This window comes from Devosia epidermidihirudinis, from assembly GCF_000971295.1.
Taxonomy (GTDB): Bacteria; Pseudomonadota; Alphaproteobacteria; order Rhizobiales; family Devosiaceae; genus Devosia; species Devosia epidermidihirudinis.
Genome location: NZ_LANJ01000045.1, coordinates 215,555 through 237,944 on the forward strand (window position 1 = coordinate 215,555; position 22,390 = coordinate 237,944).

Annotated in this window: 28 protein-coding genes; 17 read left to right on the forward strand and 11 right to left on the reverse strand. The window is 61.8% G+C overall.

Going from position 1 to position 22,390, the window contains the following annotated elements:
- Window positions 1–568: 568 nt before the first annotated feature.
- A complete protein-coding gene (locus tag WH87_RS19885; protein WP_197410834.1) occupies window positions 569–736 on the forward strand; it encodes a Thivi_2564 family membrane protein in 168 nt (55 codons plus the stop codon).
- Window positions 737–1,506: 770 nt separating this feature from the next.
- Window positions 1,507–2,607: a hypothetical protein gene (locus WH87_RS16470; protein ID WP_046140474.1), complete on the forward strand. Its 1,101-nt coding sequence runs from the start codon at window positions 1,507–1,509 to the stop codon at window positions 2,605–2,607.
- Window positions 2,608–3,211: 604 nt separating this feature from the next.
- Here WH87_RS16470 and WH87_RS16475 read toward each other — a convergent pair.
- Both WH87_RS16475 and WH87_RS16480 read right to left on the reverse strand, forming a co-directional pair.
- Window positions 3,212–4,414: a pyridoxal phosphate-dependent aminotransferase gene (locus tag WH87_RS16475; protein WP_046140473.1), complete on the reverse strand. Its 1,203-nt coding sequence runs from the start codon at window positions 4,412–4,414 to the stop codon at window positions 3,212–3,214.
- Between the two features lie 57 nt (window positions 4,415–4,471).
- Window positions 4,472–5,533 carry a LacI family DNA-binding transcriptional regulator gene (locus WH87_RS16480; protein ID WP_245622457.1) on the reverse strand — a complete coding sequence of 354 codons (1,062 nt, stop codon included), beginning with the start codon at window positions 5,531–5,533 and terminating at the stop codon, window positions 4,472–4,474.
- 137 nt (window positions 5,534–5,670) lie between these two features.
- On the opposite strand from WH87_RS16480, the gene WH87_RS16485 reads away from it, so the two are divergent.
- From WH87_RS16485 to WH87_RS16495, 3 genes are all read left to right on the forward strand, one after another.
- Window positions 5,671–5,856 carry a hypothetical protein gene (locus tag WH87_RS16485; protein WP_046140471.1) on the forward strand — a complete coding sequence of 62 codons (186 nt, stop codon included), beginning with the start codon at window positions 5,671–5,673 and terminating at the stop codon, window positions 5,854–5,856.
- A gap of 180 nt (window positions 5,857–6,036) precedes the next feature.
- Complete coding sequence (locus tag WH87_RS16490; protein WP_046140470.1) at window positions 6,037–6,336, forward strand: hypothetical protein; 300 nt, start codon at window positions 6,037–6,039, stop codon at window positions 6,334–6,336.
- Window positions 6,337–6,435: 99 nt separating this feature from the next.
- On the forward strand, window positions 6,436–6,891 hold the full coding sequence (locus tag WH87_RS16495; protein ID WP_046140469.1) for a CBS domain-containing protein: 456 nt from the start codon (window positions 6,436–6,438) through the stop codon (window positions 6,889–6,891).
- Here WH87_RS16495 and WH87_RS16500 read toward each other — a convergent pair.
- A complete protein-coding gene (locus WH87_RS16500; RefSeq protein ID WP_046140468.1) occupies window positions 6,888–7,274 on the reverse strand; it encodes a GNAT family N-acetyltransferase in 387 nt (128 codons plus the stop codon). The two genes, WH87_RS16495 and WH87_RS16500, sit on opposite strands and share 4 nt — an antisense overlap.
- Before the next feature lie 120 nt (window positions 7,275–7,394).
- Here WH87_RS16500 and WH87_RS19140 point away from each other — a divergent pair, with 120 nt between their 5' ends.
- The 3 genes from WH87_RS19140 to WH87_RS16525 all read left to right on the forward strand — a co-directional run bounded on the left by WH87_RS19140 (window position 7,395) and on the right by WH87_RS16525 (window position 10,555).
- Window positions 7,395–8,093, forward strand: coding sequence for a Spy/CpxP family protein refolding chaperone (locus WH87_RS19140; protein ID WP_052726623.1), 699 nt, complete (start codon window positions 7,395–7,397; stop codon window positions 8,091–8,093).
- Between the two features lie 162 nt (window positions 8,094–8,255).
- Window positions 8,256–9,488 carry an aminotransferase class V-fold PLP-dependent enzyme gene (locus WH87_RS16520; RefSeq protein WP_156458265.1) on the forward strand — a complete coding sequence of 411 codons (1,233 nt, stop codon included), beginning with the start codon at window positions 8,256–8,258 and terminating at the stop codon, window positions 9,486–9,488.
- 161 nt (window positions 9,489–9,649) lie between these two features.
- Window positions 9,650–10,555: a DMT family transporter gene (locus tag WH87_RS16525; RefSeq protein ID WP_046140634.1), complete on the forward strand. Its 906-nt coding sequence runs from the start codon at window positions 9,650–9,652 to the stop codon at window positions 10,553–10,555.
- A 3-nt stretch (window positions 10,556–10,558) separates the two neighbouring features.
- On the opposite strand, the gene WH87_RS16530 is transcribed toward WH87_RS16525, so the two are convergent.
- The 3 genes from WH87_RS16530 to WH87_RS19145 all read right to left on the reverse strand — a co-directional run bounded on the left by WH87_RS16530 (window position 10,559) and on the right by WH87_RS19145 (window position 12,046).
- On the reverse strand, window positions 10,559–10,945 hold the full coding sequence (locus WH87_RS16530) for a DUF2147 domain-containing protein (protein WP_046140464.1): 387 nt from the start codon (window positions 10,943–10,945) through the stop codon (window positions 10,559–10,561).
- Window positions 10,945–11,334, reverse strand: coding sequence for a DUF2147 domain-containing protein (locus tag WH87_RS16535; protein ID WP_156458266.1), 390 nt, complete (start codon window positions 11,332–11,334; stop codon window positions 10,945–10,947). Before WH87_RS16535 ends, WH87_RS16530 begins: the two co-directional genes overlap by 1 nt.
- Window positions 11,335–11,590: 256 nt before the next feature.
- Complete coding sequence (locus WH87_RS19145) at window positions 11,591–12,046, reverse strand: GNAT family N-acetyltransferase (protein WP_052726621.1); 456 nt, start codon at window positions 12,044–12,046, stop codon at window positions 11,591–11,593.
- Between the two features lie 110 nt (window positions 12,047–12,156).
- Here WH87_RS19145 and WH87_RS16545 point away from each other — a divergent pair, with 110 nt between their 5' ends.
- From WH87_RS16545 to WH87_RS16570, 6 genes are all read left to right on the forward strand, one after another.
- Complete coding sequence (locus WH87_RS16545; protein ID WP_046140632.1) at window positions 12,157–12,756, forward strand: thymidine kinase; 600 nt, start codon at window positions 12,157–12,159, stop codon at window positions 12,754–12,756.
- Window positions 12,753–13,145 carry an acyl-CoA thioesterase gene (locus WH87_RS16550; protein WP_046140462.1) on the forward strand — a complete coding sequence of 131 codons (393 nt, stop codon included), beginning with the start codon at window positions 12,753–12,755 and terminating at the stop codon, window positions 13,143–13,145. Before WH87_RS16545 ends, WH87_RS16550 begins: the two co-directional genes overlap by 4 nt.
- 219 nt (window positions 13,146–13,364) lie before the next feature.
- Complete coding sequence (locus tag WH87_RS19150) at window positions 13,365–14,105, forward strand: SH3 domain-containing protein (protein WP_052952335.1); 741 nt, start codon at window positions 13,365–13,367, stop codon at window positions 14,103–14,105.
- 111 nt (window positions 14,106–14,216) lie between these two features.
- Window positions 14,217–14,768, forward strand: a complete 552-nt coding sequence (locus WH87_RS16560) for an SH3 domain-containing protein (protein WP_046140461.1) — start codon at window positions 14,217–14,219, stop codon at window positions 14,766–14,768.
- Between the two features lie 156 nt (window positions 14,769–14,924).
- Window positions 14,925–15,389 (forward strand): DUF3597 domain-containing protein, encoded by a 465-nt coding sequence (locus WH87_RS16565; RefSeq protein WP_046140460.1) that lies wholly within the window; start codon window positions 14,925–14,927, stop codon window positions 15,387–15,389.
- Window positions 15,390–15,524: 135 nt separating this feature from the next.
- The gene (locus WH87_RS16570) at window positions 15,525–15,947 is read left to right on the forward strand and encodes a nitroreductase/quinone reductase family protein (RefSeq protein ID WP_046140459.1); all 423 of its coding nucleotides are present in this window, start codon (window positions 15,525–15,527) and stop codon (window positions 15,945–15,947) included.
- A gap of 38 nt (window positions 15,948–15,985) precedes the next feature.
- On the opposite strand, the gene WH87_RS16575 is transcribed toward WH87_RS16570, so the two are convergent.
- On the reverse strand, window positions 15,986–16,654 hold the full coding sequence (locus WH87_RS16575) for a class I SAM-dependent methyltransferase (protein WP_046140458.1): 669 nt from the start codon (window positions 16,652–16,654) through the stop codon (window positions 15,986–15,988).
- Window positions 16,655–16,804: 150 nt separating this feature from the next.
- Here WH87_RS16575 and WH87_RS19155 point away from each other — a divergent pair, with 150 nt between their 5' ends.
- A complete protein-coding gene (locus WH87_RS19155) occupies window positions 16,805–17,458 on the forward strand; it encodes a hypothetical protein (protein ID WP_052726619.1) in 654 nt (217 codons plus the stop codon).
- 18 nt (window positions 17,459–17,476) lie between these two features.
- On the opposite strand, the gene arr is transcribed toward WH87_RS19155, so the two are convergent.
- Both arr and WH87_RS16590 read right to left on the reverse strand, forming a co-directional pair.
- Window positions 17,477–17,908 (reverse strand): NAD(+)--rifampin ADP-ribosyltransferase, encoded by a 432-nt coding sequence (gene arr / locus WH87_RS16585; RefSeq protein WP_046140457.1) that lies wholly within the window; start codon window positions 17,906–17,908, stop codon window positions 17,477–17,479.
- A 118-nt stretch (window positions 17,909–18,026) separates the two neighbouring features.
- A complete protein-coding gene (locus WH87_RS16590) occupies window positions 18,027–19,223 on the reverse strand; it encodes a TCR/Tet family MFS transporter (RefSeq protein ID WP_046140456.1) in 1,197 nt (398 codons plus the stop codon).
- A gap of 149 nt (window positions 19,224–19,372) precedes the next feature.
- Here WH87_RS16590 and WH87_RS16595 point away from each other — a divergent pair, with 149 nt between their 5' ends.
- Window positions 19,373–20,002, forward strand: coding sequence for a TetR/AcrR family transcriptional regulator (locus WH87_RS16595; RefSeq protein ID WP_046140455.1), 630 nt, complete (start codon window positions 19,373–19,375; stop codon window positions 20,000–20,002).
- 3 nt (window positions 20,003–20,005) lie between these two features.
- On the opposite strand, the gene WH87_RS16600 is transcribed toward WH87_RS16595, so the two are convergent.
- Window positions 20,006–20,485, reverse strand: a complete 480-nt coding sequence (locus tag WH87_RS16600; RefSeq protein WP_046140454.1) for a VOC family protein — start codon at window positions 20,483–20,485, stop codon at window positions 20,006–20,008.
- 171 nt (window positions 20,486–20,656) lie between these two features.
- Between WH87_RS16600 and WH87_RS16605 the strand changes: the two genes are divergently transcribed.
- Window positions 20,657–21,505, forward strand: coding sequence for a division plane positioning ATPase MipZ (locus WH87_RS16605; RefSeq protein WP_046140453.1), 849 nt, complete (start codon window positions 20,657–20,659; stop codon window positions 21,503–21,505).
- Here WH87_RS16605 and WH87_RS16610 read toward each other — a convergent pair whose 3' ends face one another.
- Complete coding sequence (locus WH87_RS16610; protein ID WP_046140452.1) at window positions 21,506–22,366, reverse strand: AraC family transcriptional regulator; 861 nt, start codon at window positions 22,364–22,366, stop codon at window positions 21,506–21,508.
- Window positions 22,367–22,390 lie beyond the last annotated feature (24 nt).

Consider the following 22,390-nt stretch of genomic DNA (forward strand, 5'->3'; position numbering starts at 1 on the left):
TTCCAAGCAGCATGCGGGGCGTGCATAGCTAATATGTCGTCTGCCCGATTGTTGGGCACATGCTCAAGGCATATATCCCCGTCAGCACAGCGGGCCCTTCTCCCTCCTCCCTTGCGGCCTGCTGCGTTCCCTCCTTGCGGGAACTCGTTCCTGCAGCTTTGTGGCTCTGCTCTCCCCTCGAGCAGGGCCACATTTTTTCCGGCCCCCTGCACTAAATGCATGGCAGCCTTGTATAACCCCTTATTGCCGACCGACTTAGTAGAGTTCATATTGAGACCGTCGCTGAGACGCGCTCCGTATCCTCCTCCCTCGGACGCTGTATCGCGACACCGGACTTCGGATCATATCCTCCTCCCTTGATCCCGGGTCCACTGGCAGAGCGCATATCCTCCTCCCTTGCTCTCTGCCCCACTTTCGATTTGGCTTCGGCCCAGTCATCAGGCCCCATCTTCGGATGGGGCCTTTTTTTCGTGCCCTGCCCCACAAGACAAAATCATCGGCCATGCAACAAAACGGCGTGAACCCGCGTTAAACCCAAGCGCACAAAGCGCATTTTGGAGAGATCGACGTGGGCACATCTGTTCTGATCAGCATTCTCATTACCTTCCTGGTAGTGGTCCTCATTCTCTGGCTGGTGCAACGCCTGCCGATCGAAGCGCGGATTCGCCAGATTCTACAGATCGTCGTGATCGTGATCGGCATCATCTCGCTGCTGAAGTATCTGGCAGTGTTCTGACCCAGCATCCGCGCTGGCTGCATGGGTCGCCGCGCGGATAAACGGGCATTCTTCCAGGCTCGGAGCAAAAGCTCCGGGTCTTTTTATTGAATATCAATACCTTAGTGCGATCGTAGGGGTAGATTTATGAGGCCTGCGCCACCCCGGAACTGACAACTTGTCGCTGTGCATACCGCATAGCTGACATGTCGCTACCCGCATTGCTGACCAAAAGGTCAAAACCTATATTGGCTTTGTCGCTGGTGAAGCCGCTCCGTATCCTCCTCCCTCGGACCCGCTTCTTGCGACACTGGATTTAGGTCGTATCCTCCTCCCTCGACCTGGGTCCAACCGGTCTGACGCATCTCCTCCTCCCTTGCGTTGGGCCCTTACTTTCGATTTGGCTTCGGCCCTATCATTGGGCTCCAACTTCGGTTGGAGCCTCTTTTTTTGCCCTGGATTCCGCGCACGCAAATCCTTTGCGCGCAGCTGCTGCATGGCAGCATTTCCAACTACGCGTTTGTGCGGAGGGCGCCTTCGGCAGATAGTGCCACCATAAATTGCGGCAGGTCGTGGCTGCCGCTCCTCCAAGGTCAACTGCTTCGGCTGATGACCCTTAGACCCTGCCCATCCCCTCGGGCAGGGTCTTTTCTTTTCCCAGCCAATTCTGCCGCCATCCCGGCATTTTCTGCCGCCCTGTCCGCAGGCGCGCGCGGCAACGCCTTGATTTTACTGCGCTCCGCCTCGGCATGGCCCTTGCATAGTCATGCCTGACAGCGCAGGAGCCAATCATGGTTGGTATCAACACGGCCTACAGCACGAATTATGTGAACCACAGCACGGCTTATGCCGCCAGGAACACGAGCGACTCGCCGGCCGCTCCCGCCACGGGCAGCTCCGATAGCGCCGCAACCAATGTCACCCTGTCAGACGCCGCCAAAGCCGCGATCAGCGTCAAGGACTTCGCCACCGTCGTCACCGAAGCGCTGGCAAAGCTCAAGACGCTCCTGACCGAAGCTGAGCGCACCTCGCCGCTTGAAGGCGGCAAGCTGGCACTGAATTTAGGCAGTCTTGACGCCCGCGAACTCTACGCCATGTCCACCGACAAGGCCTTCAGCGCCGACGAACTCAAGGCTGCCGACCTCGAAATGCAGCGTCGCTTCGAAGCCGCCCTTGCCGGCCCCGCTGCCGTCGCCAAGGTCAGCGGCAACTACCTGGGCCTCTACAAGGCTGCCGCCGAATATCTCGATAGCCTGGGCAGCGAGGAAAAAGCCGGCGCTGACTGGATTGCTGGCCGTGCCGCCGTCACCGAGGGCCTCAAGCAGTTGCAGGCCGATCCCAAGACCCTGCCCAAAACCTCCAGCGATGATCCCGTAGCGCTCTATCTGGCGCTGGCCGCAGCGGGACAGACCACCCAACCAACCAGCATCACCGATGTGGCCACCAGTACGCGCAAGACGCTGGACAAGCTCTATGCCGACGCCATCGCCAATGGCAAAGCACCGACCTTCAACAAGCAGACCACGGTCGGCACCTTCATCGATATGTCCAAGCTCGACAGCCGCAGCCTATCGTCCATCGTGCTCGACACGACAAATCAGTTCAGCCCTGAAGAAGTGCGTACCGCCAAGTCGACGCTTCACGGCAAGAGCGGCGCTGCCCTGCTCGCCGGCTTCAACAGCGCTGCCAAATCCAGTGACCCCAGCGCCTTCAGCCAGAACATCATCTCACTATTCGCCTCGCTGAGCCCCGAAGAACGCCAGGCCGCCGGCTGGACCGACAAATTCTACCAGGCCGCCGTCGAGAGCTACCAATCCACCAACAAACTCACTCAAATGTTCGCCGAAGCCGGCGGCGAAACCACCGGCTTCATGAGCTGGATGGGCAAGTAGGCCAAAGGGGCTCTATGCTTTGGGTGTTGCGAGGTATCGGTCTACTGCTGACATAGCTGCCTCAGCAGTAACATGATCTCGAGAACCAAATCGGGGGGCAGCTCCATGCTCGTGTATCCGCACACGGAAAAAATCACCGCTAGGAAACACAGTTACTCGGCCAAATGAACCTGACTTGCGCCACCTATGGCCACCCTTAGCCCAACCACCTAGAACATGTAGATCCGCATTCGCAGTCCGCGCAGCGGTCTTGGCACGGCGGGCTGCATTTTTCAGAGCGGCTTCTCTACTTCGCGCATCTACGTAGCTCTCAGCCATTCGCTCTGCGCAAGTGCATCCGCAAGCTAAGTCAGTAGGGTAGCCGGGGTGGCGCATAAGATGCACGTACCGAATCTGGCGACTGTCACACATCTCACAGGTCAGATGTAGTTCTTCGCCATCTTCACAAGAGTCATAGACACCAACACAGTCCCAACCCTTCTTGGGGACGCCAATTTCCCTCCACCTTCCAAATGCGCTCATCACTCCCCCTAAGTAACATTTTCCATGCTACACAAGAAAGTAAGGACGTCACAACACTTCGAAGCACCCAGTACTTCTACCGTCAAACAATCCCCGCACAAAACCCCTGAATCCGCCGCACCGCTTCTTCCAGTTCCGCATTGCTGGCGGCATAGCTCAGGCGGAAATGCCCCGGAAGACCGAAGGCAGTGCCGTGCACCAGCGCCACGCCGGTTTCTTCCAATAGCGCCATGACGAAGTCCTCGTCGGTCTCGAGCTTGGCGCCACCGGCGCTGGTCTTGCCCAGCAGACGCTTGCAGGATGGGAACACGTAGAACGCGCCTTCGGGCGTCAGGCAATCGAGCCCGGTATTGGCATTGAGCCCAGCCACGACCATGTCGCGGCGCTGCTGGAACACCTGACGCCATTCGGCCAGGAAATCCTGCGGGCCGTTCAGCGCTTCCACCGCCGCCCATTGCGAGATCGAGCTTGGATTGGTGGTCGACTGCCCCTGCAGCTTGGTCATGGCGGCCAGCAGCGGGCGTGGGCCCGTGCAGTAGCCGATGCGCCAGCCGGTCATGGCGTGCGACTTGGAGACGCCATTCATGGTCAGCGTGCGCGGCTGCAGCTTCGGTTCGACCTGCGCGATGGTGGCAAAGGTGCCGCCGTCATAGACCAGCACTTCATAGATATCATCGGTGAGGATGTGCACATGTGGATGGCGCAGCAGCACATCGGCCAATCCGCGCAATTCGGCGGCGGTATAAGCCGCGCCGGTCGGGTTGGATGGGGTGTTAAGCAGCAGCCACTTGGTCTTGGGGGTGATCGCCGCTTCCAGAACATCGGGGCTGAGCTTGAAGCCCGTCGAAGCATCAGCCACCGCAAACACCGGCTCGGCGCCGCATAGCCGCACGATTTCGGGATAGCTCACCCAATAGGGCACCGGCACCACGACTTCGTCGCCGGGGTTTAGCGTCGCCATCAGCGCGTTGAAAATGATCTGCTTGCCGCCCGAGGAGACAAAGCAATCAGCGGCCGTCACATCGAGCCCGTTGTCGCGGCGGAACTTGGCGGCCACGGCTTCCTTCAGCTCGGCAATGCCATCGACATTGGTGTAACGCGTCTTGCCCGCGTCCATCGCGGCCTTGGCGGCGTCGCGTACGTTTTCTGGGGTATTGAAATCGGGTTCGCCTGCCGACAGCGCAATGATATCGCGCCCTTCCTGCGCCATCTGGCGCGCCTTCTGGCTGATCGCCACTGTCGCCGACGGCGCCACACGACCCAAAGCCTCAGACAAGAACCCCATCACCGCCTCCTTTTAGTGCGCAGGTTTGATAGAGCGAGGCCGCGCGCCGGGCAAGGCTTATGACGGCGCAGCGGTACTCCCGCGCACCACCAGCTCCACCGGCAGCATTTCCCGCCCCTGCGGCCCCTCATTGAGGATGGCCAGCACCGCCCGCCGTCCCAGCTCGGCAATCGGCTGGGCGATGGTGGTTAGTGGCGGAACAGACGCGGCGGCCTCGGGCACGCCATCGAACCCCACGATGGACACCTCGCCCGGCACAGCGATGCCGCGCCGCTGCAACCAGTCCATCGCGATCAACGCGATACGGTCCGACATGGCCAGAATTGCCGTCGGGCGCGGCCCATTGGCAAACAGGTCTTCGAGGCAAGCGGCGACGCTTTCCTCGTTGTTGCGGGTCTCGAATATGGCCATGGCGTCGCGCGATATCCCCGCCGCCTCCAGCACCTGCCAATAGCCGGTGATACGATCATGCGAGGTGCTGTAGAGCGAGGCATCGGCTTGCGCGGCAGTCACCCGCCCATAGTGACGCTCGCTGTATTCCGTGCTGAGCACGGCAATCTGGCGATGCCCAAGCTCCACCAGATGGCGCGCCGCAGCAGCCGCCCCGCCGATATTGTCGACCACAAGCGCCGGGATCGAGGCATCATCGGTGCCCAGCGACAGTGCCATGAACGGCAATTGCCGCTCGCGTGTTAGCTCCACCAAGCGCTCGCCGCCATCAACGCACAGCAGCACAAAGCCATCGACCAGCGCGCTCTGGATATTCCAGGCCAGCTTTTCGGGGTTCCCTGCCGATACCAGCGACAGCCCTGCCCCATTGGCGTCGCAGGCTTCGGCAATCCCCGCCATCAGCGCCCGTGCGAATGGATCTTCGAAGAAATACTTCATCGGCTCGACGGTCGCGACGCCGATAGCATTGACCTTGCCGGCCCGCAGCAGCCGTCCGGTCAGGCTCGGCCCGGCATAGCCGAGTTCCTTGGCGGTTTTCAGCACGCGTTCGCGCACTTCCTCGCGCACCACGTCGGGGCGGCTGAACACATTTGACGCCGTGCCCTGCGACACGCCCGCCGCCTTGGCCACATCCTTCAGCTTGACGCTTGCTTCGCTGCCCTTAGCCACGCCCACTCCCATTGCTGCCCAACCAGCCTAACACAACGATTGTACCGGTTCAATTTTCCTTGACGCCCTGCACATGAGGCATACATTGAACCGATTCACGACGCATCGCACTCGCCAATTGAACCGATTCAACATCCATGATCCCCGCAAGCTATCTCTTCAAAGACGTCTATCGCCAGCACTGGCTGGAACCCGACCCGATCCCATCAGAAGTCGTCCCGCCGAAAAATGACGACCATTTCATCTCCGGCACGCTACGCCGCATTCGCTCGGCGCTCACGTTCCGCCTTGCCCGCCAGAACGCGCGGCATGTCTATGAATAGACTCAACACTTTAAGCGCCCGCCCGTCGCAAAACTGAGCAAATCCGCGCTGCGGCGGGCGTTAACCATGCCTCAGTTTCGCCCCTAAATGGTACGCAACAGACCAAATTCGACACAAACTCGAACCGCATTCGCATGGTTTATTATAACCATTGTGAAGCCGAGGCACGTCGTCGATCCCATGCAAAAATCTTCGTCCTCCAAGCGTAAATCCCTCAAGCTTTACGCCCTCGCCTCCACGATGGTACTGGCTCTCGGCGCAGCCGGGGCACTCTTTGCTGGCGTCACACCGGCAACTGCAGCGTCCCTGGCTCACCAGGTCGATACGCAGATCGCCGTGTTTATGGTGCCCCTGACCATACTCATGCTGGCGATCCTGTTTGAAGTCACCCGGGTTGTCCTGCGCGGCGCTTTACCTGTCGAAGCGCCTGCACCACGCCAGATCCGTGCCTACTGGTCCCCCGGCCAGCTCGAAAACTAGCTTCTCTCTCCCAAGCCTCCCGACTGAGCTGGCCCCCAAAGGCCAGCTCTTTTCTTTTGGGTCAGACAGGTTCAAAATCGAGGTGAGGAGGACTGAACGATGTTTGTCGACACTATCCTTCATACCAAGGGCAGCCTGGTCCATACCATGCCCGAAACTGCAACGCTTGCCGCTGCCATCAACGCCCTCAACACCCACAATATCGGCGCGCTGGTCATTACCGATCCAGCCGGAGCCATCGTTGGCATTCTCTCCGAGCGCGACATTGTGCGGCGTCTTGGGCAGGGTGCCGCAAGCATTCTCGATCTGCCGATCGCCGACGCCATGACGCGCGATGTGCAGACCTGTGCCCGCGACACCGAAATCGGCGAGGTCATGGAGCGGATGACGCAATTCCGCGTCCGCCACATGCCCATCACCGAAAACGGTCGGCTGCTTGGCATTGTCTCGATTGGCGACGTCGTCAAGTTCAAGATCGAGCAGGCCGAACGCGAAGCGGAAGACCTGCGCGGCTACATCGCCGGGGACAATGCCCGCACCGATCGCGCACACTAGGCGAGGCGCATCAGCCCCGCCGTCGTCGGCCTGAAGCCGCACTTGCGATAAAACGGCTCCAGCCGCGGCTCGAAATCAACATGCAGCCAGTGCGCCCCGCGCGCTTTGGCCAGGCTGGCCGCTTGCCGCACAAGCCGGATCGCCAGCCCCCGCCGCTGATAGGCCTTATCCACGCAGGTATCGAGGATGAAGGCATGAATGCCCCCATCCCACGCCACATTGACGAAGCCGATCAGCGTCTTCCCGTCATAGGCGCCGACATGGCCAAGACTGCGCTGCAGGATCGGCTGGAAACTGAGTGGCCCCGCATCGCCCCATGAGGCCTGCCACAGCCGCGCCATGGCGGCATCGTCGGGAAATGGATCAGTGGTGATGTGGATCATGCGGCCCTCTCAGCCTTACCAACCTGACCAAGTCTTCATACGCCCGCAAGGTCCACAATATGTTGCCCGCTGTAGGTTGAGCCCAAGCCGAACAACGGCCCCCATGCAAAGGACGACCCCATGAAGACGATTTCCACCACGGCGATTGTGGCTCTCATGACTGCCACTCTTGGCCTTTCCGCGATCGCGCCCGCTTTCGCTCGAGACAACGCGGCTCCTCACGGCCAGCATCAGACCCAGAGCGGTAAGCAGGGCAATTTCCGCCAGCACGACAACAAGGGCCCAGGCCAGAGCGGTCCAGGCCGTGCCGGTGGTCTCGGCGGCCTGCTCGATTTCAATCGTGGCGGCGAAGGCATCGAGATTGCCATCGTGCAGCTCAGCCATCGCCTCACCCTGACCGATGCACAGACTACCCTGCTCAATGACTACAAGACCGCCGCGCTCTCTGCTGCCAGCACGTTTGAAAAGGCGGTTGAGACCCTGCGCCCACAGCGTCCCGACGCATCGGCCGCAGCCACCGCGACCCGGCCAACGCCGCCAACCGTGTCCGAGCAGCTTGCCAACCGCATTGCTCTGCAAACCGCTCAGCTCGACGCTCTCAAGTCCGTTCAGCCATCGCTGACCGCGTTCTTCGATAGCCTGACCGATGAGCAGAAAACCCAGCTCTCCCCACAGCGTCCTGAACGCGTTGGTGGTCAGGGCCAGTGGGGTAAGGGGGGGCCACGCCATGGCGGCCCCGGCGCAGCTCCAGCTGCGGGCGAAGCCCCAGCGGCACCGCCTGCTCCTGCAGCCGCTCCGGCTCCAGCCACCAACGGCTAACAAACTCGGCTTCGCTGTCACACCTTCGGCGATAGCGAAGCCAGTCCAACAGCGTCTTCAGTCCGTCCCCCCGGTGGACGCTGTCGCAACCCCGGCCCTCAACGGTCGGGGTTGCTTTTGTTTGCTCATCCCGTACCAATTGATCAAACTTTTGGAGCGCCCATGACCAAGCTGCCGCTGGATCCTGCCCGTATTCGCGCCGAATTCCCCGCCTTCGATGAGCCGTCCCTGCAAGGTCAGGCCTTCTTTGAAAATGCTGGCGGCTCCTACACATCGCGGCAGGTTCTGGCCAAGCTCGACCACTATTACCGCGCCACCAAAGTGCAGCCCTACGGCGTTTATCCCGCGTCCATCGCGGCGGGCGAAGCGATGAACCTGAGTTATGAGCGCATTGCGCAGGCGCTCAACGTCACAGCCGACTGGATTCATTTCGGCCCGTCTGCGTCAGCCAACACCTATGTGCTGGGCAAGGCCTTCGGCGAATGGCTCAAGCCCGGCGATGCCATCGTCGTCACCAATCAGGATCATGAGGCCAATACCGGCTCCTGGCGCAAACTCGCCAAGCTGGGCATCGAGGTCCGCGAATGGCGCGTCGATAGCCAGACCGGGCGGCTATCCCTCGACGCCCTCGACGCCCTGCTCGACACCAAGGTCCGCCTCATTACCGCGCCGCACTGCTCCAACGTCGCAGGCGAAATCAACCCGATTGCCGACATTGCCGCCCGCGCCAAATCCGTTGGTGCCGTCACCGCCATCGACGGCGTCAGCTATGCGCCCCACGGCCTGCCCGACCTCGCAGCGCTGGGTGCCGACATCTACATTTTCTCGGCCTACAAGGTCTACGGCCCCCATCAGGGCATCATGGCCGTGCGCCCGTCCCTCGCGATGGAACTGCCCAATCAGGGCCATTTCTTCAATGACAGCAAACCGCGTTATCGCCTGACGCCCGCAGGTCCCGATCACGCCCAGATCGCAGCCTCCTCGGGCATTGTGGACTACCTCGAAACCGTCGCCGCCATCGCCGGTGACAATGTAACCGGTGCCGATCCCTACCGCCGCGCCCACGCCGCCATGCGCGCGCAGGAGATCGCCCTGGCGACGCCGCTACTGGATTATCTCAAGGGCAAAAACAGCGTCCGCCTGATCGGCCCGGATGACGCCAATCTGCGCGCGCCCACAATTTCGCTGGCGCTGTCCGAGCCCGGCGCAGTCGTCGCACAGCGTTTGGCCAAGCATGGCATCATGGCCAGCGGCGGCAATTTCTACGCCTGGCGCCTGCTGGAGGCGGTGGGGATCGATCCCAATCATGGCGTCTTGCGGCTGTCCTTCGTCCACTACACCACCCCGGCCGAAATCGACCAGCTTATCGCCGCGCTCGACGTCGAACTGCGATAGATCAGCCAAAACCACGCTTGCCGAACCCATGGATTCCATCGCATAGGGCGTGCATCACCGCGTCATGTCCGTGCAGCCGGGACTTTCCCCGTGCCGACACCATGCGCTCCGCATTGCGGGGCCCGACGTCGTGGCCGCCAACAACACAAGAAGACCACGTCATGTCCCGCCCCGTCGCCACGCTCCTGCTTCTGCTCTGCACCATGCTCTGGGGCCTTGCCTTCATCGCGCAGAAGTCGGCCATGGACAGCATGGGGCCACTCACCTTTACCGGCGTGCGTTTCCTGCTCGGCGGCATTCTGGTTCTGCCGCTGGCGCTCTGGGAAAAGCGCCGCCGCCCCACTCCGCTCTCGTCCAAGCACTGGGCGCTGGTCGTGCTGATGAGCGCCGCGTTTTTCACCGGCTCCTGGCTGCAACAGGTGGGCCTGATGTCCACCACCGCGACCAATGCCGGTTTCCTGACCGGGCTTTACGTCTTCTTCGTGCCCGTGCTCGGCTTCATCATTTTCCGCAGCCGCCCACACCCGATCATCTATGCCTGCGTGCCGCTGGCGCTGGTCGGCATGTATTATCTCAATGGCGGCGGCCTCGACAGCTTCAACAGCGGCGATGGCCTGGTCGTCTCCAGCGCCGTGTTCTGGGCCATGCACGTGATCCTGCTCGGCCAGATTTCGCGCGCCACCGGCATGCCGATCTTCGTGTCGGCCATCAGCTTCCTGCTCGTTGGTGCCGTCGCGCTGGCCCTCGGCTTCGTGCTCGAAACCCCGACCATTGACGGCATCATGGGCGGCTGGCTCGAAATCGCCTATGCGGGCATTTTCTCGACTGCTGTGGCCTTCACCTTCCAGGCCATCGGCCAGCAATATGTGCCGCCCGCCAATGCCGCGATCATCCTGTCTGCCGAAAGCCTCTTCGCGGCCATCGGTGGCGCACTGCTGCTGGGCGAACGCTTGCCGCTGGTGGGCTATGCCGGGGCTGCGCTGATGTTTGTGGCCATTCTCGCGGTCGAGGCCGTGCCGCCCCTGTGGTCACGGCGGCGCGTGCATGTGCCCCGCACCACCAATTAGCGCTTAAGGATTGTAGCGGTACAGCTGGTAGGTCTTGCAGAATATCCCCAGCAGGCACCCTTTGAGGGTGATCTGGTTGTCGCTGACCTGCGTGATCGTTCCACCCGCTGACTGCCCATAAAGGTGCAGCGTGCCGCGCCATTCGTTTGGCGCAGTCTGCGCCGCATGGTCGATCATCAGCGTGTTGAGATAGGGCAGGTTTTCCGGCGAGTCCGCGCCATTGCCCAGCCAGATCAGCGTGCCACACAGCGCCGTACCGCTATCGCCGCACAGCTCCACCTTGTAGCGGGAATCCCGCATTTCGATTTCCCAGGTACCCGCAGGCGACGCCGCCTGCGCCATCGGCACCAGCAGCAGCGTGCCCAGCAGCGCGAGCGCTACGCGCCGCATCACTTGGAAACCTTGAACATTTCATAGGACTTGCACAGCACCAGCAGTGCGCAGCCCTGCAGTGTCATCTGCGTGTCGCTGCGCTGGGTAACGGTGCCGGTGATGTTCTGGCCGAACAGACGCATCGCGCCCTTCCAGCGGTTAGCCCCATTCTGGGAAATCTTGTTGGCCACGGGCTGGTTCAAAAACTGCTCGTATTGCTTGTTGTAGTCAGCGTCCGACAGCCACACCAGGGTGCCGCACAGCTGGGTGCCATCGCCGCACAATTCGAGCTTGATGCGGGTGTCGCGGGAATCCAGCTCCCATACGCCATTGGGCGATGCATGGGCCACGCCCATACCCGCTGCCAACATCAGCAAACCAGCTGCTCCACCGAGAATGTTACGCATCACTTATCGATCTCCAGAAGCATTGAGGTTGATCCAAACATGGCCATCCAAGGCTGAACGCTGCCTGAACAGCGCCCGTCACGCGCGCGTCACACAAGGCCGCTAGCCTCGCTCATGTGCTGGCCAACCCCAGGTCGGCACTGCCGCGCCCCACGTCCCCACGTCGCGCCCGGCCACTTGGAAGATCGGCCGCCAACACCGATTTTCCTGCCGCTTCCCGGCAACAATTAGGCCGCCCTTCGGGGCGGCCATTTTTTTAGGCCTCGGCCAGCGCCATTTGAACGGTCACCACCGGCGTGCCCATTTCGCTGTCGTGCTTCTGGCCGATCGCCTGCCAGCCGCGCCGCTCATAAAAGTGCCGCGCCCGCTCATTGAACGCCCGCACCTCAAGCCGCCGCGCGCCCTGTCCCTCGGCATGATCCATCAGCGCGCGCCCAACGCCGCTGCCGATATGATCTACCGCCACATGGATCGAATGCAGGAACTCGCCATCGCGGTGATACATACCCACCACGGCGCCATCCTGCTCGGCCACCATCAGGTCGGGCCAGCACGCCTCGGCATAGCCGCGCGCGGGATGTTCCCGCACAAACCGCGCCCGTGACTCCGCACTGACATGGGGGCCCCAATGGGTGAACCATGACGCCTCGAGCAAATTGCCCAGTGGCACAACGTCGGTGGCCTCGGCCCTGCGAATGATGATGTCAGACATGGCGATCCCGCAATGAACTGTTGATGTCAGCGCGGCAGCGCTTCAAGCTCACCGCCGCAAGGTCTATTGGCTTGTTCACCCGCATTGCCGCAAACGCGAAAGCGCAGATCATGGCCAAGCTTTACTTTTCCTATGCCGCCATGAACGCGGGCAAGTCCACCCTGCTGCTGCAGGCCGCCTACAATTACCGCGAGCGGGGCATGCGCCCCCTGCTCTACACGTCCTCGCTCTATGTCGAAAACGGCGTCGGGCTGATTTCCTCGCGCATCGGCATTTCCGAGGCCGCCGATCTCTACTCCGCCGAGGACGATCTCTACCACTCCATTCACGAGCAGACCGAGGTGGGTAAGGTTGATTGCGTCTTCGTCGATGAAGCGCAGTTCCTCACCCCCGATCAGGTCTGGCAGCTGGCCCGCGTCAGCGACCGGCTGAAGATTCCGGTGATGTGCTTTGGCTTGCGCACAGATTTCCAGGGCAATCTGTTCCCCGGCTCCCAGCAATTGCTTGCTATCGCCGATGTGCTGCGTGAAATTCGCACCATCTGCGAATGCGGCGCCAAAGCCACCATGGTGGTGCGCCAAAGCGCCGAGGGCCGCGTACTGACTGCGGGCGAACAGGTGTCGATCGAAAAATCGGTCTATATCTCGCTTTGCCGCAAGCACTGGGAAGAAGCTGTCGGCCGTTGGCCGGTGAAAGGACCGCAAGTATGATTACCCCTGCCTCCGAACCCAAGGGCGCCCTGACCATCCGCACCCTTGCCATGCCTGCCGATACCAATCCGGCTGGTGACATATTCGGCGGTTGGGTGCTGAGCCAGATGGACATTGCTGGCTCCATTGCCGCCCATGAACGCGTTAAGGGCCGCACGGTCACGGTCGCCGTCGAAGCGATGACCTTCATCGCCCCGGTCAAGGTCGGCGATGTGCTGTGCATCTACACCACCGTCGAGCGCGTCGGGAACACTTCGATTACCGTGGCCATGGAAGCCTGGGCACGCCGCAATCGCCTTGATGACCGGGTCAAAGTTACCGAAGGCCGCTTTGTTTACGTCTCCATCGGCGAAGACGGCGCCAAGCGTCCAATCCCGCCCGAGGCATGAGAAACCAAAGTAAATCTCCATTCAGCTAGCGTTCATTTGCGATATGGTTTTTGGCGATCACTGGCCGATTTGGCCAAGCCAGATGACCACACCAATTTTGGCAGAACCGGAACTCTTTCGTTTCTGCTACCGTTTCTCGAACTACCAAAGCTGACGTCGCAGGCTGCCAGCGTCTCCCCAGAACGGGATCCAGCCGCAGTCACTCACAGGAGCGCCTCAATGAATCGCACTACCCGCAAGATGCTGCTCAACCTGGCCACCGGCATCGCCGTTGCTGCCACCGCAGCTCTCGTGTTCCTGCCCTCCGCCCAGGCGGCTCCTGGGACGCTCACCAGCAACGTTAACGTGCGCTCCGGCCCCGGCACCAATTACGGCGTCGTCGACACCGCCCGTCGCGGCGAAGTCGTCGATGTGCAGCAGTGCCAGGGTTCGTGGTGCTACATCACCCGCCGCAATGGCGTTGGTTGGGTGTCCGCCAGCTATCTGGCCGCTCAGGGTGGCCAGCCGGTCAATCCAACCCAGCCCGGCATTTCCTTCGGCTTCTCGACCGGTCCAAATGGCCCGACCTTCAACTTCGGTGTTGGTCAGCAGCCACAGGTTCAGCCACCAGTGGTTCAGCCACCGCGCCCACCTGTGCAGCCTCCGGTTATCCGCCCACCCGTACAGCCTCCGGTGATCCGCCCGCCAGTCGTGCAGCCACCAGTGGTTCAGCCCGTCTATGGCGAGGTCTGCTTCTATGAGCGCGCTAATTACCGTGGCGAAAGCTTCTGCGCCTCTTCGGGCGACAACTATCGCAACCTGAACAACTGGACCGACCGTATTTCGTCCATCGAAAACCGCTCGGGTCTGCAGGTTCAGGTCTGCGCGGAGGCCAATTACGTCGATTGCCGCACTTACACCACGAGCGCCTCTTCGCTCGGCGACTTCGATGACTCGATTATCTCGATCCGCATTCGCTAATCGCGTTGCATGAATTGATTGGGCGTCAGCTTCGGCTGGCGCCCTTTTTGTTTGGTTCCAAGCCGTTCGCGCGGTAGTGTGCGACCCAAATCAGCAACGACGGACTCCACAATGCGTCACCTTCTCCGTTCACTCACCGTCCTTGTCGCCCTCGTGCTTGGCGGAGCCACTGCACAGGCAGCATCCGAAAGCGGCAGCGCGGGCTGGACAACGCGCGCCGTCGTGCTGCAGGCCGGCCCCGGTGTCGGCTACGCATCGGTCGGCCAGATCGAAACCGATGTCGCCATCAAGGTTCTGCGCTGCCAGCGCACCTGGTGCCTGATCGATGGCCCCGGCGGCCGCGGTTGGACCGGCTTGAGCAGCGTCTCCTTCGGCAAGACCCCGCATGGCGGTCTGCGTCAGCCTTTGGTCAGCGGCCCAGTCTGCTTCTATGAAGGCCCGAACTACACCGGCGCTGCATTCTGCCCGTCTGCCCGCGTCTACAAGGACCTGGCCCTGCACGGCCTCGACAACCGCTTTGCCTCGGTCAAGATCAGCGGCTCGGCATCCATCGCGGCCTGCCGCGACCGCTTCTTCCAGAGCTACTGCGAGCGCATCGTTTCCAGCCAGCCCCAGCTCAACCGCTATCTCTACAAGAGCCTGTCTTCGATCCGCATCTACTAAGCGCGATCAGACCAATCTCCGAACAAAAGGCGTGGCCCATGGTGCCGCGCCTTTTTCGTTTCCACATGCCCAAGTGATTGATTGAGCCAAGTTTTGCCTTGATCTCGCCGCTGAAGTTTCGTCTGCTTTGCTTCCAACACCAATAAGGGTCGCACCATGAGCTTCTTCGACGATATCAAGACCAAGATCTTTGGCGCTCCGGCAGCTTCTGCGGCCGTCGCCCCCGGCGCCGCCACCCCCGCTGCAGCCGCTCCAGTCAGCGATGCTGCCAAGGTTGCCCAGCAGGCAGCGCTTGATGCCGGCATGGCAGCTGCCAACAAGGCCATCGCCGACGCCGCAGCCGCCAATGCTGCCGCTGCTGCCAAGGTCGACGTTGCCGCCGTTCTCGACGCCGCCGTCGCTAAGTCCGGCCAGCCCCTCCACTGGAAGACCTCTATCGTCGACCTGCTCAAGGCGCTCGATCTCGACAGCTCGCTGACCGCCCGCAAAGCCTTGGCCGATGAACTCGGCTACACCGGCGACAAATCCGACTCAGCCACAATGAACATCTGGCTGCACAAACAGGTCCTCGCCAAACTCGCCGCCAACGGCGGCAAAGTCCCAGAGACCCTGCTAGCGTAACCCCCAAATGCCCGCCTACCGGCGGGCATTTTTTTCTAGTTCTGTGCCGATCCACGGTCTGCGTCGCCCTTGTCGCTCCAGCGGGCGAACACTAGCTATAGATTTCACACATCAAGCACAGGAAAGGCCGCAGTCATGAGCGACTTCAACGACCAAGTCATCGCCGACTTCAACAAGAATGGCGGCAAGCCCGGCGGGTATTTTGAAAACGCCCCGGTCCTGCTGCTGCACGCGATTGGCGCAAAGTCTGGCGAAGAGCGCACCCAGCCGCTGATGTTCCTGCATGAAGGCGACGGCCCCTGGTACGTTTTCGCCTCTTATGGCGGCGGACCAAAGGACCCCGCCTGGTACCACAACGTGGTCACCAACCCGGATTTCGATATCTCGGTCGGCGATGGCACAACCATTGAGCGCGTGCCGGTTCACGCCCGCGTGCTGGAAGGCGATGAGCGCGAAACCACCTATGCGCGCCAGGCGAGCCTGTTCCCCCAGTTCGCCAAATACAAAGAAGACACCACCCGCGACTTCATCCCCGTCATCGAACTGACGCGCCGTTGATCTGACGCTCGGCGAGGCAGCGCCATCGGCCCTGCCTCCTAGGCGTAGGCAACCCAGCCGCGAAAGCTCAACCCGGCGTAAAACAGGGTAACGTCGCTAAACCCGGCGTCACGCAGCAAAGCTTCGTCATCCTCGGGCGAGAGGATCGAGAGCTTCTCGCGCATGGTCTGCATGGCGCTTTCGGCATTGGCTGGGGGCGTGCCGCCAAAGGCCACATGGCGCGCCAGCCATTGGGTGCGCGCGGGCTCCTCCTGCGAGAAGCTGATATGGGCGACCACAAACGGCGCCCCCGGCGCCAGCCGCTGCCGCACCTGCTGCAGTGTCGCGAGGCGTTGCTCGCGCGGCACGAAATGCAGCGTCAGCAGACACGTCGCGCCGTCAAACGGCCCTTCCGGCGCCGCATCGATATAGCCTTCATGCAGCCCGATCCGCGCCTGATGCGGCCTGATGATCTCTTCGGCCACGCCCAGCATGGCCGCCGATGGGTCCACCCCGTCAAACGTCCATCCGACATGATCATCGGCCAGCGCCTTGAGCTCCAGCCCGCCCCCTGCTCCCAGCACCAGCACACGCCCCTGCGCCGGCACGCGCTCGGCCAGCAGCATCGAGGTCATCTTATGAAGGCTGGCAAAGCCCGGCACCTGCCGCGGCGGCGCTGACGCATAGCTTTGCGCATGGGACGAACCGAAAGCTGCACTCTGGGTCATAGCGGGCACTCACATCACAATATCATGTAACATGTATTGTTACATTTAGAATGCATGTCAAGGCGCGGCGGGCGGCGCTGTAAGCCTCTCGTAAGCCGCAGGTCGTCTACAGGCGCCAATTGCCACCCAAGGCCGATTGGAAACCTCAAGATGACCCTTTTCAAAAGCGCATGGCGCCATGTTCAACACCACCGCACGGCGTTCATCGTCCTCAACGTCGCCTTCTACGCCATTCTGGCGTTCGGCATGGCCATCACCATGGCGTTCCCCCAACTCAAGGACTACGCCAACGCCTTCTATGACCTGCACCATTTCGAGTTGCCGATCATGACCGTGGGCCTGGCGGCCTATTCCACCGGAAATGTCGCGGTGGCGGCCGCGGTGACCTTCTTTGTCAACATCAGCGTCGCCCTGGTGCTGACCATCATCCCTTCGCTGATCGTCCCGTTCATCGGCATCGCGGCAGTGTTTTACCGCGTCATTCTCTGGGGCGGCATGTTCTCGCCTTTCGGGTTCGAGGCCATCATCTTCGTGCCCCACATGCCCACCGTGCTGCTTGAAGGTTTCGCCTATGTCCTCGCTGCCTTCGCCGCCTATGTGCATGGCGTGCGCGTCATCCACCCTGCCCGCTATGGCTACGCCACCCGCTGGGACGCCTACAAGGGCGGCCTCAAGCCCATGGGCACCTTGCTTGGCGTGGTCGTCCTCATTCTCATCGTCGCCGCCATCTACGAAGCGCTCGAAGTGATCTACTGGGTCCCCGTGCTGCTCAACGCGGCGCTGCAAAGCGTCGGCGCGCTCTAAGCAAAATGGGCCCGTGCGTCACCACGGGCCCACCTGCTTAGTCGATCGCCTCGACCCCGGCCTCTTGAGTTCCTCAACCCGGTCCTTCATCGCCTTCAGCACGTCGGGCGCGTGGCCCTGCCAGTGCTCCACTTCGCCAATAACCCGCAGCGGCTGCTGCGACCGATAGGACTTGGTTGGATTGCCGGGGAATTTCTTGTCGGTGAGATTGGGATCGTCAATGAAGTCACCCATTGGCTCGACGATGTAAATCCGCTCCCGCCCCTCGCCCAGCGCCAGCTCGGCGCCCCAGATCGCCGCCTCGAGCGTGGCCGCGAAATACACCCAGGACGCCTGTTTGCGCTGCCCATAATTGGAGCTGTAGCCCGCCGAAATCAGATCCCCGGTCCGAAAATCGACCTTCGTGCCATGGTAGTAAGGCCCTGGCTTGTCGCCATCAATTGCCGCCATCTGTCGCTCCCGCGCCTTTAGGGGGACGCGATATTAAGCAAACACCCCGCCCTTGAAACAAGCCCCCACCGCTCCCTAGTTATGAGGTGGCGGGAAGACCAAAGGCCCCGCCACGCGCCTATGCCGCGACCGGCTCGGCCTTCAGCTGCTTGAACCTGAGGCTCAGCACCAGCGGAATGCTGATGGCGTAGATGGCCACCACCGACAGCCAGATCGCGCCCGGCCATTGCTGGCGCACCACGAAGTAAACGCTGGAAAAGAACAGCGGCCCGATGATCGAGGCCAGGCTCAGCGCCGAGGCGAGCACGCCCTGGAACTGCCCCTGCAGGGTCTCATCGACCTGCCGCGTGGCCAGCGATTGCAGCGTCGGCACGCCAATGCCGCCCAGCGCGAAGATCGGCATGATGGCAAAGATCATCCAGCTTTCGGTGGCAAAGGCCATCACGGTCAGCCCCACGCAGGCACACAAAATGCCAGTGAGGATCGCTCCGCGTTCACCCAGCAGCTTGACGGCCGGACCGGGCAGAAACGCCTGCGCCAACGCCTGGCACACCCCGTAGGCGCCCAGCGACAGGCCGATCCACAGCCCGTTCCAGCCGAAGGCGTCATTGCCCCACAGCGCCCATGATGTGCCATAGGCTTCGCCCGTGGCGCTGAACACAAAGAAGATGAAGACAATGGGCAGCACGGCCTTCATCGAAAACACCCAACGCAGCGGCCGCAGCGGATCGAGCGCAGCAAAATCGATCTTTCCACCGCTCGGTGTGCGCGACTCCGGCAGCACAAAGAACGCCAGCAACAGATTGAAACCATTGAGGATAGCCGCCGCAATGAAGGGCAGCCGCACCCAATAGTCACCCAGCAGGCCACCCAGGATCGGCCCGATGATAAAGCCCACGCCGAACATGGCGTTGAACAGGCCGAAGCGGCGGGCTCGCTTATCCTCGGGGGAAATATCGGTGATATAGGCCGTGGCCACAGACACGTTGGCGCTGCTCAGCCCGGCAATGGCACGGCCCAACAGCAGCATCCACAGGCTCGGCGCAAAGGCGAGGAACAGGTAGTTGATCGCCGCGCCCGCCAGCGAAATCAGCAGCACCGGCCTCCGCCCGATCTTGTCGCTGAGCGAACCCAGCACCGGCGCGAAGATGAACTGCATGGTGGCGTAAAGCGCGGCCATGATGCCGATATAGGTCGCGACATTGTCGGCATGGGTCACGTCTTCGAGCAATGTCGGGAGAATGGGGAAAATCAGCCCAATGCCCACTGCGTCAAGGACAATGGCTGTAAAGATGACGATAAGCGGCTTGTTCATATCGAACTCCGGTCGATGCGAGCCCACAATGCCGCTCTGCGGCCGGGTTTGGCTCTGACATCGGAGATATCAAGGTGAAGTTACATATACCGAGTTTAAATATATACTCAGTACATGTTTTGCTATGCGCCTAGAGGAGCACTGAGTCAATGCCGTCCGATCTGCGAACCCGTAAGCGTCTCGCCATGCGCCAGGCCATATCCAACGCCGCCACGCGCCTGTTCTTCGCGCGAGGCTTTGATCATGTGACGATCGATGAAATCGCCAAAGAGGCCGATGTCGGGCGCATGACGGTGTTCAATCACTTCCCTCGCAAGGAGGACATGTTCTTTGATCGCGATGACGAGGCCCGCGACAACCTGCTCAACGCCCTGCGCCAGCGCGCCCCCGAGATCTCCCCTGTCGAAGCCTTTCGCCTGCTCGCCCACCGGCTCATTGCCGATAAAGCGCCCTATGTGGAATTCTCCGCCCGCAGCGCCGAGTTCATGAACACCATCGTGGCCAGCGAGGCGCTGAAGGCCCGTGCCCGCCAGACCCGCGACGAACTGACCGGCCAAACTGCAGCAGCTCTGGCGGAAACAACAGGACAGGCCGAAGACGCCAATGCGCGCCTGACGGCAAGCCTGCTGCTCGCCACCTGGAGCACGGCCTATGCCGAGGCGCTGCGCACCCTCCAGCACACCGGCGACACCAAGGCCGCCAATGCCAGTTTCCTCGCCCTGATCGATCAGGGGACGTTGGGCGTCAAAGCCGCCATGGCCGGAACGCCCTACGCCTAACCATCAGCCCCGACGCGCTGCCTCGATAGCGGCAACGTCGATTTTCTTCATCGTCATCATGGCTTCGAAGGCCCGCTTGGCCTCGTCGCCACCGGCCATCATCGCCTCGGTCAGCGCGCGCGGGGTGATCTGCCAGGAAATGCCCCACTTGTCGCGACACCAGCCACACTGGCTCTCCTCCCCGCCATTGCCGACAATGGCGTCCCAGTAACGGTCGGTTTCTTCCTGGTCATCCGTGGCGATCTGAAACGAGAACGCCTCGGTGTGCTTGAACATCGGCCCGCCATTGAGCCCCATGCAGGGAATGCCGACCACAGTGAAATCCACGGTTAACACCGCCCCCGACTTGGTCGACGGATTGTCGCTGGGCGCACGATGCACCCCGCTCACTTTGCTGTCGGGGAACAGCCCGGCGTAAAACTGCGCCGCTTCTTCTGCCCCCGTGTCATACCAAATGCAGACTGTGTTTTTTGCGAGTGCCATAGCTTATCCTCCAAAGCCAATCCGAACAGTTTCACATCATCAGCTTCAATGCGCCAATAGCCCACATGTTCCCCTGAACTGGCCCATCCGGACACACAGCGTTAGCTCTTTGTTAACCATGTGATCGCTTGTTAGGGGCTGGGGATCGGTCCCTGATTTGGAGAGTCGGACATGGTGCAATCTGGCGCGCACGTCATTGCAGTGGGCAATGAAAAGGGAGGCTCCGGCAAGTCGACGACGGCGCTGCATCTGGCCGTCTATCTGCTGCATCAGGGCCATCGCGTCGCCACCATCGACGTCGACAGCCGCCAGCAGACGCTGACACGCTATGTCCGCAACCGGCGCAACACGGTCGACACCACTGGCCATCAGGTCCCCATGCCCAAGCATGTGCATCTGCCAACGGCCTGGGGCGACTCCATCCGCGAAAACCAGCAGGCCGAACTCGATATCTTCACCAAGGCCATGGATGGCCTGCGGGGCGAGGTCGATTTCATCGTCATCGACACCCCCGGCTTTGACGGCAATCTGGCCCGTCTTGCCCATGGCTTTGCCGATACGCTGGTCACCCCGGTCAATGACAGCATGATCGATCTCGACGTGCTGGCGCGTGTGGACCCCGTCACCGGCGAGCCCATCGAAACCAGCCCTTATTCACGCAATGTGCAGCGCGCCCGCGCCGACCGGCACGCTGCCACCGGCAAGGGCATCGATTGGGTTCTGGTGCGAAACCGCATTTCCAATCTCGGCTCGCGCAATGCCAGCCAGGTGCAGGACACCATCGAGCGCGTCGCCGCCCGCCTCTCCTGCCGCGTCGCCGATGGCATTGCCGAGCGCGTCATCTTTCGCTCGCTTTTCCCCATCGGCATGACGGTGTTCGATCCGCTCGATGCCAGCCTGCTCGGCGGCGCCCCCTCGATGTCCCACGTCAACGCCCGTCAGGAATACCGCAGCCTCGTCGCCGCCCTCCAGCTGCCAACGCCCGCGCGGACAACAGAACCCATGCGCCTCTCGGCCTGATTATTCGCGCCGGGCTGCCAGCTTCTGCCAACGCCCCGGCGTCACGCCGAAGGCCTTGCGGAAATGGCGATGAAAGTGGCTCTGATCGGCAAAACCGGTCGCCGCAGCAACATCCGCAATCGCCGCGCCTGAGACGAGAAGGCGACGCCCGCGATCCATGCGCCGCATGATCAAATAGCGGTGCGGGCTGGTGCCGCAGTAGCTCCGGAACTGCCGCGCCAGCGTAAAGCGATCCAGCCCCGACACCGCTTCCAGCGCCTCCGAGCGCACCAGCTCGCCCTCGGCCTCATCGAGATAGTCCCGCGCCCGCTTCAGTGCGGGAACATCGAGCAACATGGCCCGCCGTGCTGGCCCACCCGCCTGCCGCAGCAGCCCATCGGCCAGCTCCGCCGAAAACTGATCGGCCCCCAGCGGCTCGATATCGGCCTCAAGATCATCCAGCACCGCCATCAGCGCCCGCCGCAACGCCGGATCATCCACCACCGGATTGGCCACAAACGGCAGCCCACCAGCCAGCCCAAGGCTCTCCTGCAACAAAATCGGCTCGATATAGAGCATCCGATACAGCAGCCCCAGCTCGTTGCCGGCGCCGCCGTCATGCTCCTCGTCGGGATGCAGAATGATGATCTGTCCGGGCAGCGACGCGCGCCTCTCGCCGCGATACCAGAACGATTGCACGCCCTGCATGGTCACGCCGATGGCATAGGCATCGTGGCGATGACGCGAATAGGCATCTCCGGCAAACCGCGCCTCGATCCGCTCGATCCCCGGATAGCTTGGCGCTGCGAAGACCACATCGTCCCCCGCGCTGCACAAACGTCCAAGACCATCATCCGCACCCGGCTCTATCACACGCGACATATCAATCCCTTTCCCGCGTGATGA